Origin of the sequence: Vibrio sp. ED004, from assembly GCF_023206395.1 — a bacterium.
GTDB lineage: Bacteria > Pseudomonadota > Gammaproteobacteria > Enterobacterales > Vibrionaceae > Vibrio.
In genome coordinates, this window is record NZ_CP066149.1 from 2,703,370 (window position 1) to 2,718,395 (window position 15,026).

The 15,026-nt window shown below is 45.4% G+C and carries 16 protein-coding genes; 3 read left to right on the plus strand and 13 right to left on the minus strand.

What is annotated here, in order from left to right; all coding sequences use genetic code 11:
* Positions 1–4: 4 nt before the first annotated feature.
* The 13 genes from ITG10_RS12185 to ITG10_RS12245 all read right to left on the minus strand — a co-directional run bounded on the left by ITG10_RS12185 (position 5) and on the right by ITG10_RS12245 (position 12,072).
* Positions 5–628 (minus strand): DUF3261 domain-containing protein, encoded by a 624-nt coding sequence (locus ITG10_RS12185; protein WP_017631058.1) that lies wholly within the window; start codon positions 626–628, stop codon positions 5–7.
* On the minus strand, positions 625–2,997 hold the full coding sequence (locus ITG10_RS12190; protein ID WP_017631057.1) for an MMPL family transporter: 2,373 nt from the start codon (positions 2,995–2,997) through the stop codon (positions 625–627). The genes ITG10_RS12185 and ITG10_RS12190 overlap by 4 nt, the downstream gene beginning before the upstream one ends.
* On the minus strand, positions 2,969–3,655 hold the full coding sequence (locus tag ITG10_RS12195; protein ID WP_017631056.1) for an outer membrane lipoprotein carrier protein LolA: 687 nt from the start codon (positions 3,653–3,655) through the stop codon (positions 2,969–2,971). The genes ITG10_RS12190 and ITG10_RS12195 overlap by 29 nt, the downstream gene beginning before the upstream one ends.
* Positions 3,642–4,142 carry an acyl-CoA thioesterase gene (locus tag ITG10_RS12200; protein ID WP_017631055.1) on the minus strand — a complete coding sequence of 167 codons (501 nt, stop codon included), beginning with the start codon at positions 4,140–4,142 and terminating at the stop codon, positions 3,642–3,644. The genes ITG10_RS12195 and ITG10_RS12200 overlap by 14 nt, the downstream gene beginning before the upstream one ends.
* 38 nt (positions 4,143–4,180) lie before the next feature.
* Positions 4,181–5,728 carry an aromatic amino acid ammonia-lyase gene (locus tag ITG10_RS12205; RefSeq protein WP_248386414.1) on the minus strand — a complete coding sequence of 516 codons (1,548 nt, stop codon included), beginning with the start codon at positions 5,726–5,728 and terminating at the stop codon, positions 4,181–4,183.
* Positions 5,706–7,511, minus strand: a complete 1,806-nt coding sequence (locus ITG10_RS12210) for a glycosyltransferase family 2 protein (protein ID WP_017631217.1) — start codon at positions 7,509–7,511, stop codon at positions 5,706–5,708. The genes ITG10_RS12205 and ITG10_RS12210 overlap by 23 nt, the downstream gene beginning before the upstream one ends.
* Positions 7,504–7,866 carry a hypothetical protein gene (locus tag ITG10_RS12215; RefSeq protein WP_017631218.1) on the minus strand — a complete coding sequence of 121 codons (363 nt, stop codon included), beginning with the start codon at positions 7,864–7,866 and terminating at the stop codon, positions 7,504–7,506. The genes ITG10_RS12210 and ITG10_RS12215 overlap by 8 nt, the downstream gene beginning before the upstream one ends.
* An 88-nt stretch (positions 7,867–7,954) precedes the next feature.
* Positions 7,955–9,343 (minus strand): AMP-binding protein, encoded by a 1,389-nt coding sequence (locus ITG10_RS12220; protein ID WP_017631219.1) that lies wholly within the window; start codon positions 9,341–9,343, stop codon positions 7,955–7,957.
* A 6-nt stretch (positions 9,344–9,349) separates the two neighbouring features.
* Complete coding sequence (locus ITG10_RS12225) at positions 9,350–9,907, minus strand: septation protein IspZ (protein WP_017631220.1); 558 nt, start codon at positions 9,905–9,907, stop codon at positions 9,350–9,352.
* Positions 9,907–10,164, minus strand: coding sequence for an acyl carrier protein (locus tag ITG10_RS12230; protein ID WP_004739745.1), 258 nt, complete (start codon positions 10,162–10,164; stop codon positions 9,907–9,909). The genes ITG10_RS12225 and ITG10_RS12230 overlap by 1 nt, the downstream gene beginning before the upstream one ends.
* Before the next feature lie 10 nt (positions 10,165–10,174).
* Positions 10,175–10,435, minus strand: a complete 261-nt coding sequence (locus tag ITG10_RS12235) for a phosphopantetheine-binding protein (RefSeq protein ID WP_017631221.1) — start codon at positions 10,433–10,435, stop codon at positions 10,175–10,177.
* A gap of 105 nt (positions 10,436–10,540) precedes the next feature.
* Positions 10,541–11,311, minus strand: a complete 771-nt coding sequence (locus ITG10_RS12240; RefSeq protein WP_017631222.1) for a lysophospholipid acyltransferase family protein — start codon at positions 11,309–11,311, stop codon at positions 10,541–10,543.
* On the minus strand, positions 11,311–12,072 hold the full coding sequence (locus ITG10_RS12245; RefSeq protein ID WP_128644374.1) for a beta-ketoacyl synthase chain length factor: 762 nt from the start codon (positions 12,070–12,072) through the stop codon (positions 11,311–11,313). Before ITG10_RS12245 ends, ITG10_RS12240 begins: the two co-directional genes overlap by 1 nt.
* A 72-nt stretch (positions 12,073–12,144) precedes the next feature.
* On the opposite strand from ITG10_RS12245, the gene ITG10_RS12250 reads away from it, so the two are divergent.
* From ITG10_RS12250 to ITG10_RS12260, 3 genes are read left to right on the plus strand one after another with little or no spacing between them, the layout of a single operon-like run.
* A complete protein-coding gene (locus ITG10_RS12250; protein ID WP_017631224.1) occupies positions 12,145–12,534 on the plus strand; it encodes a hypothetical protein in 390 nt (129 codons plus the stop codon).
* A gap of 29 nt (positions 12,535–12,563) precedes the next feature.
* A complete protein-coding gene (locus ITG10_RS12255) occupies positions 12,564–13,637 on the plus strand; it encodes a methyltransferase (protein WP_248386415.1) in 1,074 nt (357 codons plus the stop codon).
* A 25-nt stretch (positions 13,638–13,662) separates the two neighbouring features.
* The gene (locus ITG10_RS12260) at positions 13,663–14,904 is read left to right on the plus strand and encodes an NAD(P)/FAD-dependent oxidoreductase (RefSeq protein WP_017631226.1); all 1,242 of its coding nucleotides are present in this window, start codon (positions 13,663–13,665) and stop codon (positions 14,902–14,904) included.
* The last annotated feature ends 122 nt before the right edge of the window (positions 14,905–15,026 follow it).

Genomic DNA, 15,026 nt, shown 5'->3' on the forward strand with positions numbered 1-15,026 from the left:
GTATTTAGCTCTTACTTGGGTTATCGACAATCGTTGAATTCAATGTTTGTATGGTGATGGTGTAGCCTTGGGTTAAATGTTTGAACACAATGTTGCCTGTCGTTTTGTGTGTACCAGGGTCGGCTTGGTAATCAATTCGAATGATTGCCTGTTGGTTGTTATCAAACACGGTGCGGCTGTTGTCTGTGTCGACCAAGTGCCAGCCGATACTTTGCAGAGGCTGAGCCCACGCTTCTGTTGGCCATAAGGTGAGCATTAAATTAAATAGCACCTGTTCGGGTTGCGGCAGTGTAGCCCCAAGGCCAGATAGCACTTGTGTTTCAATAGCTTGATTTTGGTATTGCAGCGATAGGATACGCGTACCCCAAGAAGAGAAGCCCGCTAAAACGACCTTTTCGGGAGTGACTTCAACTTGAACGGGCAACTGTTGGGTATCGTCTTGCCAAGTCGCGCTGATCAACTGACTTGCCGTCAATGAGTATCCAAGATCCGCAGGAAGAGGCAAGGCTAATTCTGTGTCTTGATCGATAGTGACACTTGCACCTGTCGGTTGTTGAGAAACCATTGAACAGGCGTTGAGTAGTAAGCCTAGTATGACGGCGACTGCTACTTTGATTGTTCTGTTCATCTGAAGGCCTCGCGAGGTTTGGTTTTTTCTGTGGCTTGTTCGCTGTTGATTGCGAGTGGAGAAAGCAGCCACGCCACAAAAATACCAGTTAACACGGTAATACCGAAGCTATGAATGGCGTGAGTCTGGCTCAGCGACAGTAAGCCGAATGAAAGCAATGTTGTAAGGCCAGATAAGGTGATCGCTAATAAGGTGCTCAGTGACTTCTTCTGTTCAGCAAAGAACAGGGTGTAGTCGATGCCAATCCCTAAAATCAGAATCAAACCAAGCAGATTAAACAGGTTCAATGTTGAGCCTAAAATTCCAGTCACCGCCAAACCCGCTACGCCTGCAATCAATGACGGCAGTAGCATCAACAGACTTTGTTTCACGCCATAGCGCCAACCTAACACCATGCCAATAGCCGCTAATGCTATCAATAACAGCTCGGTAATTTTAACGCGGTACTCAGCAAATAAAGATGAGATTTCATCTGCTTTATTGAGGTATTTCACACCTTGTTGTTGAGCAAAGCTTGAATCTAACCACTTCGAGAATAGCTCAGAATTAGTAACCTCTGTGATCATGATAACCGACGCCGCTTGGTTATTGATTGGTTGCAACCAAAGTGGGCGGATCGGCTCGGATACCGGAGATGCCAAAAACTCATCCAGTGTGATGGGATGGTATTTTGGTAGCTCTGGGAAGCTCGACCAACCGAGTGTGGTTTGCAAGGTCGCGCTTTGGTTAGCGTATAGCTGCTTAACCAGCTGATAGTTATGGTGTTGTTCTTGCTCACTTGGCAGATGCTGATTGACGCTGCGATAACCTGAGATGCCTTGCTGATCGACCAACGAATCTAATTTCGAGCTGATCAACGCTAATTTGTTCAGTAACGCCTGACTACTGTTCGCCGTCACTAAAAGCATGTTTTGAGCGCTACCTAGGCCAGAGATTTCTGAGATGGCTTGCTCTTGCTGTTTTAGTTGTTCAGGCATCGCTTGTAGCTGGCGGATATCGTCGTCATAACGAACTTGGCTGATTGACGCCAAACTCACCACGGTCACTACTAAAGGTAAGCCGATTCTAAATTTGGGATTGCTCCACAAGTTTAGCCATGTGCACCAAAGGCTAGCCAACGGTAGCGCACGCTCTTGGCTTGGTTTGAAGGCCAATACTGGGTACCAACACACCACACTGGCATAAGCGGCAATAAGCCCTATAGATGAGAACAGAGCTAGTTGTTGTAGACCTAGGAAGGGTGCAACCAGCAGCCCTAAGTAGCCGATCAAGCTGGTGATTAAACCTAGAGTAATCGCAATGAAGATATGCTTTAGGCCTTTATCACTCTGCCACTGACTTCCCGCTGCCAAACGGTCAGTGAGGTAGTGAAAAGAGTAATCGATGGATACGCCAATTAAGCTTGCGCCAAACACCAAGCTGAATAGGTGGACCTTACCGAAAATAGCGACGGTGCTCGCCAATGCGACCAATAATCCCGTGCTGATTGAGAGTAAAGATAAGGCAAGCGGCAGTGCGCTACGAAACGTCAGCCACACTAATAGAATCACGCCCGCCAATGAGCCTAAGCCAATGGTACTGATTTCAGATTTTGCACTTTGGGTGCCGTAATTTGCGTAGAAAACCACGCCAGTGTGCTGAACTTTGACGTCAAATTTCTTCTCAATTTCTCGCTCTAAAGCGTCAAGTGCGGGAAGTTGTTCTTGAATCGCTAAGCTATAAGGAGAGCCAGCTAACGTCGCAGTAACAAGAATGTGTGATTGATCTTGTGATTGTGCGGTTAGATAACCTTCTTTAATCCCAAAGTTACTCGAACGGGTGTCAACCTCGCTTATATAGTCACGAAATAACAGGAATGGGTCTAAGGTTAACTCGGTTGCTGTCACGCCAGAAAAAGGGTTATACAAGGATTGAATCACATATTGAGCACGTGATTCTGGTGTATGAGTTAATGTTTCTTTCTGTTGTTCGGTCAGCAGTTGAGCGCGATGACGAAAATAGAAGTCGCTCCATTGGCTTTGTGTACTGGCGTTGATCTTGCCTTGAACATGCTTGAAGAGTACTGAACTGTCAGAGAAGGCATCTTGATTGAGCGATTTCTCAAAGGCTTGGGTTGCCGCCATAGTGCTCTTGATATCAGAGCCGCTCAAGATGAACACCACTTGCTCACTCATCGAGTTGGAAATCTGCTGAAAAGCTTGTTCAACCATAGGATCTTGCTGATTCTCAGGTAGCAATTTCATGATGTTGCTTTCGATGGGCATTGAAGAAGAAAAAGCGAACTGTTTGATCAACAGTCCGCTAAAAAGCACCACGATAACTAGCCAAACAAGGGCAAGCTTAGAGTTGAAATTGTTGCGCTTCGGCATCTGACAATACTTCCGGTTGATGGCTTAGCTGGCTGAATTCGATCACCGTGCTATCTCCACGAATCTCTTTTAGCTCGATTCGCTCAATATCACTGTTGCCTTGTAGCATGATGGCTTCAAATACCGCATTCATTGGTGCACTTTTTGGCGTTAGGATAAGTGTCCATGAATTGTTGCCTGTATTCTCGTCTGGGCTTTGTATTGTTGCAGGCTCGAATGACAGTGAGAACTGCTCTTTAAGCTTTTGTGTATCACCGTGGAACACCGATAGGAAAATATGGCTGAAATAAAACGCCATTGGGTTTTCTTTATCGGTGATGACTTTCGCGGGTTGATCCGCAAACCTTTGGCTCAGTTTGTTATCAGTGAGCACTAAGTTCACGGGAAACGGTGTGGTTTGCGTCCAAAGTAGGCCACTTGATTTGTCTAATAGGAATGTACCTTGCGACGTCAAAGGTTGGGCAAACATTTCCATATTGCGTGTTTGAGTAAACTTGCCACGAACAATGCTATTTTCACTCAACACCGTTTGCAGCTCTGAAATAGAACCGACGGAAACTATGTTCTGATTAGCGGTAGCAAGGCCACTTATCGCCATAGAAGCAAGCCCTAGCAGCAAGACGCTAATGTGTTTACGACTGCGTTTAAACAGACTCATGATTCACCTGTTGTGGGTTAGAGGCTTGGGATTGATGTTCAGCTAGAGGCAAGCAACCGAATTGGTGCCAATGCTCGACTTTATCAGTAAACACTTTCGGTGAAGCGAAGCACATTTCTTGCTCTTCAATGGTCACGGCAACCTGCATGGTGTGTGCTCGTGTCATTCGAGCACCGGTTAGAGCATCATGAATTTCATAATCGACACGCAGGCGGTTTTCCCACTCGGTGAGTTTCGCTGTGACCTTAATCTCGTGATTAAACGGTATCGCCTTAATGTATTTCACGCGGGTATCGATGATAGGCCACATGTAGCCAGAATCCTTCATCTCATGATAGTTGTACTCAATCTTATCCATCATGATGCGTCTTACTTCCTCAAAAAATCGGAAGTAGTTGCCGTGATAGATCACGCCCATTGGGTCGGCATCTTGGAATGAGGTGATAAGCGTCACCTCAGATTGTAATGGATGAAGGATTTCAGACATAAATCGCTCTCAACAATATTGCGTAAAGGGTGGCTACTTTATGAGTAAAGTGACCAGTGCTGACTTTGAATACGAGCAATGAAGTGGCGTAGATCGCCTTCAAGTGGTCGATCTTCAACGATAAATTCAAACTCTTTAAGCACTTCGTCGCGAATGTGCTTTAGGTTTTCACTCATGTGGTGCTCATCAAGCTCATTGTGGAGTTTACGAAGTTCAAGCGCTTGTGTACCCGCTAGTAGTGATGCTGCAGCTACTTGTTCCGTTAGTTCAAGAACACGCAGACAATCACGAGCTGCAATGGTGCCCATGCTGACTTTGTCTTGATTGTGACACTCGGTTGAACGAGAGAACACGCTTGCTGGCATGGTGTGCTTCAATGCTTCTGCTGTCCAAGCTGAAACGCCAATCTGTACTGCTTTGAAGCCGTGATTAATCGGTTTACGTTCGCCTTCTGCACCGGTTAGGTTGAATGGTAAACCGTTATTGAACTTGTAATCCATCAACTGCGCCATTTGGCGATCAAGCAGGTCAGCAAGGTTGGCTACGGCAGTTTTTAGTGTATCCATTGCCATTGCGATATGACCACCGTAGAAGTGTCCGCCGTGCAGTACGCGCTCATTATCACCATCGATAATTGGGTTGTCGTTGGCACTGTTTAGTTCGTTCTCAATCATTTGGCGAAGCCAAGGCAGAGAGTCTTGAACCACACCGATAACATGTGGAGCACAGCGCAGAGAGTATCGATCTTGTAGGCGATCACTGTTACGTGGTGGGCGATCCGCTTGCAGATCATCACGCAGCCATGCTGCAACTTGTTGTTGACCTGGATGAGGTTTCACTGCGAACAGCGCTTCATCGAAGTGGAAGTCATTGCCATGCATACCGACCGATACCATAGCGGTGATCTTGGTTGATAGCTGAGCTAGGTATTCTGAGCGCTTGTAAGCGATACAAGCTAATGCTGTCATTACAGATGTGCCATTCATCAATGCCAAGCCCTCTTTTGGCTTCAGCTTGATAGGGCTAATGCCTAGCTCTTTGTAGACGTCACTGGTTGGGCGCACTTCACCTTTGTAGATGACATCACGCTCACCAATCAGTGCAGCTGCTAAGTAAGACAGAGGTGTCAAGTCGCCACTGGCACCTACCGATCCTTCTTGAGGAATACGCGGTGAGATGTCTTGGTTGATAAGGGTAACGATCTGGTTAAGTAGATCGTGAGTCACACCAGAAACGCCTTGTGATAGCGAACAGAGACGAGTTGCAAGTACTGCGCGCGCTTGCTCGTGAGACAGTATTTCACCTAAGCCACAACCGTGGAAGCGTGTTAGGTGCAGAGGAAGTTCATCAACAAGGCTTGGCGGAATCGCAACCGTACAAGAGTCACCGTAACCTGTCGTTACGCCGTAAATCACGCCTTCTTCTTTCAGTAGGCGCTCTAAGAAAGCGACACCACGGTCGATCTTAGATGTGAATGCTTCACTTGAGTTCATCGAGGCTTTAGCGCCTTGTGAGATAGCGACAACGTCCTCAATCGTGAGGCGTTCGGCACCAAAGGTGATGCTATTTGGATTCTTTTTCGTCATGGTGCTTGCTCAATGTCCAAAAATTAAAAAAGTTGTACCACTGAAGCGGTGCTTTCAGTGTGTAGTGCTGAAGCCGGTCTGCGTATTGTTGAACGACTTGCTTTAAAGATTGTTCGCGTGTCTTTCTAGGTAGCTCGATTTTGTCGCTAAAATGCTCAAAATAGACATTAAAGTGCGGCTTTGCTTGTGAATCGTCACGTAACCCAAATAGCAAAAATACGGGAGCTTTGAGTACAGAGGCTAACATAAATGGTCCTTGAGGAAACGGAGCTTCCTTACCTAAGAACTCTGCCCATACCGAGCGGCTCTCTTTGCTAGTGGAAGTTCTATCGCCAACAATCACAATCCACTCACCTTGTTCCAGTTTCTGTTGCAACAAGATAGCGGTATCAGGCCCCATTGATGTCACCTGAATCAGGTTTAAATCAGACTGCGGGTTGACCGCTTTCATAACTGAATTAAAACGTTCGGCGTGTTCTGTAAAAACCAACGCGTTGATTTTGATGTTCGAGTGTCTGCGACCCAAAGCTCGACACAGTTCAATATTGCCAAGGTGAGATCCAAGGATTAACACACCTTGTTTATTTGCAACCATGCTCTCGAATTGGTCTTGGCCATGAATAGTCAGGTTATCTGCCGAGAAATCACCTTTCCATGCCGCCAGTTTATCTAGCATCGTATGGCCAAACGAAAGTAGATGGTTATAGCTAGTTAGCTCCGCAGGTAACTCAATGTTTTGTTGCTCTGCGTAAGTCTTTAGTTGAAACAGGTACTGTTCTGAAGCGTTTCGTGCGCGTTTGCCCGTTAGGTGGTAGTAACGCATCACACCACGCAAAATCAGGTTGAATACACGGCGACCTAACAGGGTGTAAATGGCTAGTAACAGCTTGATGCCAAGTACGGTGCCGCGTTCTTGAGTGCGGGACCAATGGGGCTGTTCTGACTCGTTGTTGTTTGATCCAGTCGATGAATCTTGTTTTTGACCATCTTCAGCAGACGTTGATTTGAAATGGCGATCAATCAGTTTGGGAGATCTTGGTAGCATGCCGAAGAACAATCGCGTGTGCATCCAGCTGATTTTTACGTTGTCCCACAGCGCATCGAAATGAGAGATGCCGTTTTCAGGATAGATAACCCGCGTTTCAACGAAGTTGATGTCGCAGCCTTCCCAATACAGGCGAACCAGAATCTCAATGTCGAAGTCCATTCGAGACCCAACATCGTATTTGCTGAGCACTGCTTGTGTCTGGTTGATCGGATACGCTCTAAAGCCACACATGCTGTCTTTAATTGATAAAGAAAGGGTTTCTATCCATACCCAAATGTGTGTCGCGTAGCGCCCGTACAGTCTCGCCTTGGGCACACTCTCGTCGTAGACAGGCTGGCCTGATATCAGACGTTGTGGCTTAGCTTGTGAGGCCTCAATTAATGTTGGTAAGGCTTCAAGGTCGTGTTGTCCGTCAGCATCAATTTGAATGGCGTGGCTAAAGCCGAGTTCGTGTGCTTTTTTGATTCCGGCCTTTACTGCACCGCCTTTGCCTTGGTTCTGCTCAAGTGTCACCAAGGTTACGTGTGAGTGCTCTGCAAGAGGAGCCAGAAACTGTTTTGTGGTCAGTTCACTGCCATCGTCGACGATGATGATCGGCAACTCAAAGTGATGGAGCGACGAGACCACAGTAGGCATGGTTGCGCCATGGTTAAAGCACGGGATAAGGAAGCAAGCCTTGTAGCTGCTTTCTTCTGTTGGATGTTGAGAAGTAGCCTCGACGGGAGCGCTATTCACTTTTTTCTCCCAACTTCATTTTGCCTGAAGAGTGGGTCTGTTCACCGTTGTTCGAGGTGTAACTAAAGCTCAGCTTGTCTTTGTCAGCATCCCATTTGAGTGATAGCTGGATTGTAGCGTCAGGCAGGATAGGCTCTTGGAACTTAATGACTTCCATGCCTTTAAAGAAACCAGGAACGCCTAACTCTTGGACTGCGTAGTGAAGTGCCCAGTCTATTTGCGTGACGCCCGGTAGAATAGGGAAGCTCTTGAAGTGCCCCTTAAAATCGGTGATATCTCCGCTAACATGAAGTGTCAGGGTCGCTTCATTTTCTACCGTGTCTACAGCAATGATGTTTGGTTTTCTTTTATCCATAGGGCGTGCTTAGAATCCTTGGGCAAATATTGGTTCTTTGACAAAAATATAAAAAGATAATCTCAGTGTAAAATACGATCAGCGGTTTCTATGATTTTATTAGCTGTTCTATGTGAGATGTTAATCGCTTGCCTTGGCTGTTGAGAGGAATCTCATCAATAATACGATACTTTCGTGGGATAGCGATTGGCTCTAACCACTTTCTGAGCTCTGTACGCAGCATCAACCAGAATTTGCCTTTGCTCATGGTCGATAGAGCGGCTTGGCCTTCATCTGATAATACCAAAACAGAGGCTAAGATTAATCGCTCAGGCTCCTCAAATGGAATCACCACGCACTCACTTATCCAAGGCAGTTGCTCCAGTCGTTTCTCCACTTCAACCAGTGATACTCGTTTTTCTTCTATCTTGATCACTCGGTCGGTTCGGCCCTTCAATATGAATTGATTCTCCGAGACCATCTCGCACTCATCAGCGGTTTGATACCAGTTGTTCTTATCGATATACGGCGACAATAACTTAATGCAATTCTCACTGTTGAGACTAGCCTCAATACAATCAAAAAGCTGCCAAGGGGTTTGAGCGCTCTCTTGTTGGCGAAAGGCGATGCCACCGGTCTCTGTGCTGCCAAATACCTCGATAGGTAAATGTCCTAGTAGATCTCGTGACTGGTGAGCCGACTCGGTAGGCAATGGGCCACCCGAAGAGAAGATTCCTGCAAGTTGTACCTTGTTGGTCTCATGCTTTAATCGCTTCAGTAGTGCAGGGCTACTGATCAGAACACAGTTTTTATTGGCATGAGACAGAATTTGTTCAGGGTACTCGAGGTTGTTGCTAGCAAACGGAATACCAGAGCAGAGTGGCCATAAAATTCTAAACAGTAAACCATAGATATGTTGGTGCGAGACCGTACTTTGGACTCGGTTATTCTTGAGTAATTTGCCCCAGTTTTTGTTTAACTGAGTGGTCTCAATATCTAGGTGTTCTAACGTTTTATCTATCGCTTTTGGCGTACCGCTTGAACCTGAAGTAAACAGAGTTAATGGGACTGTTGCCAAATCAATGGTCGTAAGAGCATCGGTTAGAGGCTTTTGTAGTTCGGTGCTTGAGTCCAATAAGGTTTGGATATTGCGAACGTCACTCACCTCAACTTCGCCAATCGAGCCATCAACTAGCAGGCAATCAAACTGTTCACTTAACTCAGCAAGTGCACAAGGTTGGTAGTTACCCGGTAAGATGATGTGTTTGTTCGCTGCTGCACACGCTAAAAATGCTATCGAAAATAGGTAGCTATCTTGGGTACAAATCGCAACTCGTTGAAAAGGGGATGAAGATAAAAGGTGCACGAGTTGAGATAAGTCGTCGTTAAAGGCTTGCCACGTAATCTCACTATTGTCGTCAAAGCATACAATAGATTCAGGGGCTCTGTTCTGGCTGAGAAGTTCAGACAACGAGGTGTAAGATACGGTTTGGGTCATAACAATTTAACTCTGACGAATGCGTTGTCTCACTATCCATTCCCCGGCAAAGAGCACCCCTGCAAACAGATAGCTGAGTAAGCCATTGTATAGGGTCCATACTTCTAGCGGTTGGAAGCAGGTGTAAAAAGCAATAGAGCCATTGATAACAAAGAACAAGCACCAGACTTTGGTGACTTTTCTGGTGTAATCAATGCCACTTTGTGGAAGAGCAGGCTCTTGAAGGCGAGCAAGACGCTCGATAATCGTTTGCGGTTGCCAAAGGCTTGAAGCGAACACAACCAACATACAAACGTTAACGATGACGGGGTAATAGGTTAACCAGCCATGCTGCTTGAAGGTTAATCCTAATGCCAGCAGAACAATCCCGGCACTACCACTGATCCAAGCTAGGTGTTTTAGCTCTTTGATTTTGGCCTGACCGCCAGTGAAAATACGGACAGCAAAGATAGCGGCCAAGGCAATTCCAACGGTTTGTAAGCCAAACTTGTTGAGTCCAAAGTAAACCGCTATTGGATAAGTGAAAAGTATGATTGCCGACAGTAAAGTCAGCAGAGGACGCATTATGCGTCCTTCAATAGTTCAACTACAGACTCTACAACGTCATTAACGGTGCGTACTGCTTTGAACTCTTCAGGTTTGATCTTCTTACCTGTTACGTTCTGTAGGTGAACGACCAAATCGACCGCATCAATGCTGTCTAGGTCTAGATCAAGATAAAGGTGTGCTTCAGGCGTGATATCTTCAGCATCAAGCTCGAACAGCTCAATCAGCGCATCTTTAACCTGGTTGTATACTTCTTGTTGGTTCGCTTGTGTCATAAAGATCTGTCTAGTTGTTCGTTTGAGATGAGATGTAGTTTGCTAGGTTTTCAACGGATGCAAAGTGCTGGCGAGTGTTTGAATCGTCGGCATCGATAACAATGTTGTACTTCTTCTTGATAGCAAGACCAAGCTCTAGTGCATCAATAGAGTCTAATCCAAGTCCATCACCAAATAGTGGAGCTTCCGTTTCAATCTCATCAATACTCATGTCTTCAAGATTCAATGCGTCGATGATCAGTTCTTTCAGTTCGTTGTGTAATGTTTCCACTTTGGCCTACTTAATGCTTTATTTGAATGCTGCTTTAAGGGGGCGATTCTACATTATATGAGGTATTTTCGAAATGCCGATATCGCCTGTTATGTTATTGATACGCTAAATGTTTTCTTCGGAAGGGAAAATTGTTTGTGCAAGGTGATGATTAAGGCGCCTTGCTGCCGAAGTTAAATTATTTGAGCCTTCAATAAATGGCTCGACTTCTATTTTACCTTTCACCGCGACATGAAAAAAGGGCTTCGTCGCAGGAACTTGATACCATTTTTTCTCTTTCGTTAAGAATGTCGGAGAAACTGTAATATGAATCACGCGTAAATCGGTTTGTGTTCGAGTCGCGATTTGTGCCGCCCCACGCTGTAAGGATGGTTCAATTCCTGGCGTTGTGCGAGTTCCTTCGGGAAAAATCAGCAGGACATTGCCACGTGAGAAGCGTTCTTCACAGCGATCTAAAAGATCGTCAGGGGCTTGGTTGGGTATATAACCTGCTGCTTTAACAATCCTTTTCATAAAAGGGTTTTCCCAAATAGCGGCCTTAACGAGACAATCGCATTGAGGAAGTTGAGAGGCGATCAATACATAGTCAATCAAGCTAGGGTGATTGGCGACGATGATGCAGTTACGATCTTCACGTAATAGATCCGCACCATCAATTCGGTAATCAATTGCACCGGTAAATTTCATGATCTGGCAAAAGGCGTTGAATGAGAAACGGATTAATCGCTGTGCTTTAAGCTCTCTTTTAATAGTATTGGGAGTCGTTAAAGCGATAGTCGGTAAGATTAAGAAGCTTAATATTAAGCCTCCGAGACCAAAGATGGTAAAGCAGAGCCCTGTCGCAAATACTCGCCAATATTGGTCGACTTTACTCATTATAGTGCCTCAGATCTTACGTTGTTTACCCACGACCATTGTTGCTGCTTGCCCGCAATAGTCCAGTTTGGTGTCTTCTGAAGAATATTATGCAGTGCTTTCAGAGCTTGTGGTAAGTCAGCAAGTGAGTCCTCAGCGTTCAACATTTTGGCATCTGTTACTCTAGATATAGAGTACTCACAACCAGCAGTAAGCACTAAGCCCAACGCATAGTCGGCATAGCTTTGAGTTTCGAACTCTTGATAGAGCTCTGGCAAAGGTTGGTCGAAATCGATAACTAATACACGATGTGATGGGTATTGGTGAAGGTAAAGATAGGCTTCAATCAGAGCGTTATGGAAAGTATCTTGCCCAGCTGCAATAGAGGTCAATGGAATCGGCGCTTTTGCGGCAATGGTGGTTAGCCCGGCTGCGGTATTGTGTACCGACTGTGAGAACGCCATTGGTGAGGCATCGTCACCTTCTAATATCGACTGAATCAATGTGGCGGTTCGGTGTAATTCACCGTGTCGGCTGGCAAAAACCAGATAATCAATCGAGGTGTCTTTTAATAGCGTTAATGCGGTTTGGACGGCAAGCTTACTTTGCAAGCTCATTCGACGGCGCATCATAGGCGGGATCGCTTTGAATTCAGTTGAGCCATCTTGTGGCCAATCTAAATGAGTGCTCCACGCTTGCCATTCGGCATCGGAATTGAGACCGGCAGAATTTGCAGACCATTTCTCAATATTAAACGACATTAATTGGGACTGATTTGACATAGAGTATTGATTTGCTTTGGGTCTAACTAAATACTATGCGTGCTTATAAATAAACACAGATAAGGAATTTAAATGAAATTACTAAAAATAGCCGTTTCAATGTTATTCATATTCGTTCTTGCAGGGTGTGGACGTGTCCAACCTGTAATGAATATTGAGGATACTCCAGTTGCACTTAATCTTCAAAGTAAACAGGTGAAATCAGCTATTTATGAGTCGGCTGAGAATCGAGGCTGGTTGGTTTCAGAAATAAAGCCTGGATTGATCCGTGCAGAACTGTATGTTCGCTCACACCATGCTGTGGTTGAAATTCCTTATAGCGACAAGTTTTACTCTATTCTTTACGTTGAATCAGAGAATTTGAAGTATGACGATGGTGAAATACACCGTAATTACAACCGCTGGGTTAATAACTTAAACGTTGATATTAAACGTAAGCTTGCACAAATGGCTGCAGAGTAACCCTCTATTATTTTAAAGTTAGGTTTTTCGTGTCGGAATATAAATTAGATCCATTCAATGCATTAGAAGCAAAAACAGAAGCTCAAAAATTGTCTTTCGCTCCTATTGTTTTTCATACTGCTCGTACACTTCGTGATTTAGGTATTTTAAAAGCCTTAGATGATGCGGGTTGTGATGGTTTACCAGCAGAGACGCTTTCTGAATTAACCGGAGTATCCGAGTACGGTGTAAAAGTTCTGCTCGATATGGCGTTGAGTGCTCATATTGTGACTTGGGAAAAGCCTAACTACAAAATGGCTAACCTTGGCTTCTACCTTCTGCACGATGGTATGACGAACGCAAACATGGATTTCACTGCCGATGTTTGTTACGCCGCGATGATGCACCTTACCGAAGCGATTGAAGAAGGCACACCTGCGGGTTTAAAAGAGCTGGGTGACTGGGAAACCATTTATCAGGGCTTATCTCAATTGCCAGAAAAAGCAAAAGAGAGCTGGTTCAAGTTTGATCACTTCTATTCCGATCGTTCATTCCCTGTGTTGCTCGAGAAAGTCTTTAGCAAGAAACCTAAATCGCTGGTGGATATTGGCGGTAACACCGGTAAATGGGCAATGCAGTGTTGTAACCACGATGCAGACGTTGAAGTCACCATTGTCGATCTTCCGCAGCAGTTAGAAATGGCAATGACAAACGCTAAGCAACATGGTCATCAAGATAGAGTGACGCCATTCCCTGCCAATATGCTCGACAAACAGCAAACGTTGCCGACAGGCGCGGATGTGTGGTGGATGAGCCAATTCCTTGATTGCTTCTCGCCAATGGAGATTCTGAGCATATTAAAGCGTGTTCGCTCTCATATGTCAGAAGAAGCGACGGTCTATATCCTTGAACTGTTCTGGGATGCACAGAAATACGATGCGGCTTCTCATAGCTTAAACGCGACTTCGCTGTACTTTACGTGCTTGGCCAATGGCAACAGCCGTTTTTACCGCAGTGAAGACTTCTTAGAGATCGTTGAAGAAGCTGGCTTTGAAGTAGTGACACGTACCGACGATATCGGTCTTGGTCATACACTGCTTGAATTGAAAGCTGGCGCGCAATAAAAAATAACAAACATGGCTTAAATTAATGAAAAAACTGTCAACTCAAGTTGTGATCATCGGAGCTGGACCATCAGGGTCTATTGCCGCGTCTTTGCTTCATAAAAAAGGCATCGATGTTCGAGTGATTGAAAAGAGCGTATTCCCGCGTTTTTCTATTGGTGAAAGCCTATTACCCGCTTGCATGGAAGTGATTGAACAGGCTGGGATGACTGACGCAGTAATCAACGCCAACTTCCAATACAAAGATGGCGCAGCCTTTCGTAAGAATGGCGTTTATACCGCGTTTGATTTTGAAGATAAGTTCTCTGCTGGGCCGGGAACTACCTTTCAGGTTCAGCGCGGCGCCTTTGATAAGGTGTTAGCAGACACTGCTGAGGCGCAAGGTGTCGCTATTGATTACCAACATGAGTTGATGGGCATTAACTTCACCGGCAACAGCACGATTTTAGAGGTTCAAGTAGTTGATGGAGAACGCTATCAGCTAGAAGCGCAGTACGTTCTGGATGGCAGTGGCTTTGGTCGAGTACTACCAAAAATACTTGATTTGGAAGAGCCGTCATCGCTTCCTCCTCGCAAAGCCATTTTCACGCACATCAACGATCATATTGCAGAAGTGGATACCGACCTTGAATATGACCGAAATAAAATTCTTATCTCTGTGCACCCAACCAACCCTGACGTTTGGTATTGGTTGATCCCGTTTAGCAACGGAGTATCTTCATTTGGTGTGGTAGGGGAGCCTAAGTTCTTTGAATCCTACCCACAAGATAAGATTGCCGCGATTAAGCAATTGGCAATGGAAGAGCCGGGTTTGGCTGAAATACTGGCGAATGCAGAATACCCTAACCCTGCGGGTGAAATTGGTGGTTATTCAGCTAACGTGAAGCACCTTGCGACAGACAAATACGCATTGCTCGGTAACGCGGGTGAGTTCCTTGATCCTGTGTTCTCTTCGGGTGTCACGATTGCGATGAAGTCGGCACAGTTTGCGGTTGAGTGTGTGGAAAAGCAGCTTAACGGTGAGAAGGTTGATTGGGAGCGCGATTATGCGGATCCATTGATGGTTGGCGTAAACACCTTTAGAACGTATGTTGAAGGATGGTACTCAGGTACGTTGCAGGATGTGATTATCTATCAAGATCCAAACCCGAAGATTAAGCAAATGGTGTGCTCTATTTTGGCGGGCTACGCATGGGATCAAACCAATCCTTATGTGAAAGACTCAAAACGCCGATTGACGACATTGGCAGAGATCTGCCGAAGCTAGGTGGTCGATTTAGCGTATGGACAACATGCTAAAGCGCTAAGTTAACTAATCTAAAAATAAAAACAGCCGCAAATGCGGCTGTTTTTGTATCTGACAATATGGGAAGTCAATTCAATCGAGCG

Coding starts and splice junctions, on each gene's coding strand:
- ITG10_RS12245 (WP_128644374.1), bottom strand. CDS start 12,072: ATGTCAAATCAGTCCCAATTAATGTCGTTTAATATTGAGAAATGGTCT.
- ITG10_RS12250 (WP_017631224.1), top strand. CDS start 12,145: ATGAAATTACTAAAAATAGCCGTTTCAATGTTATTCATATTCGTTCTT.
- ITG10_RS12225 (WP_017631220.1), bottom strand. CDS start 9,907: ATGCGTCCTCTGCTGACTTTACTGTCGGCAATCATACTTTTCACTTAT.
- ITG10_RS12240 (WP_017631222.1), bottom strand. CDS start 11,311: ATGAGTAAAGTCGACCAATATTGGCGAGTATTTGCGACAGGGCTCTGC.
- ITG10_RS12195 (WP_017631056.1), bottom strand. CDS start 3,655: ATGAGTCTGTTTAAACGCAGTCGTAAACACATTAGCGTCTTGCTGCTA.
- ITG10_RS12260 (WP_017631226.1), top strand. CDS start 13,663: ATGAAAAAACTGTCAACTCAAGTTGTGATCATCGGAGCTGGACCATCA.
- ITG10_RS12200 (WP_017631055.1), bottom strand. CDS start 4,142: ATGTCTGAAATCCTTCATCCATTACAATCTGAGGTGACGCTTATCACC.
- ITG10_RS12190 (WP_017631057.1), bottom strand. CDS start 2,997: ATGCCGAAGCGCAACAATTTCAACTCTAAGCTTGCCCTTGTTTGGCTA.
- ITG10_RS12230 (WP_004739745.1), bottom strand. CDS start 10,164: ATGACACAAGCGAACCAACAAGAAGTATACAACCAGGTTAAAGATGCG.
- ITG10_RS12185 (WP_017631058.1), bottom strand. CDS start 628: ATGAACAGAACAATCAAAGTAGCAGTCGCCGTCATACTAGGCTTACTA.
- ITG10_RS12205 (WP_248386414.1), bottom strand. CDS start 5,728: ATGACGAAAAAGAATCCAAATAGCATCACCTTTGGTGCCGAACGCCTC.
- ITG10_RS12215 (WP_017631218.1), bottom strand. CDS start 7,866: ATGGATAAAAGAAAACCAAACATCATTGCTGTAGACACGGTAGAAAAT.
- ITG10_RS12220 (WP_017631219.1), bottom strand. CDS start 9,343: ATGACCCAAACCGTATCTTACACCTCGTTGTCTGAACTTCTCAGCCAG.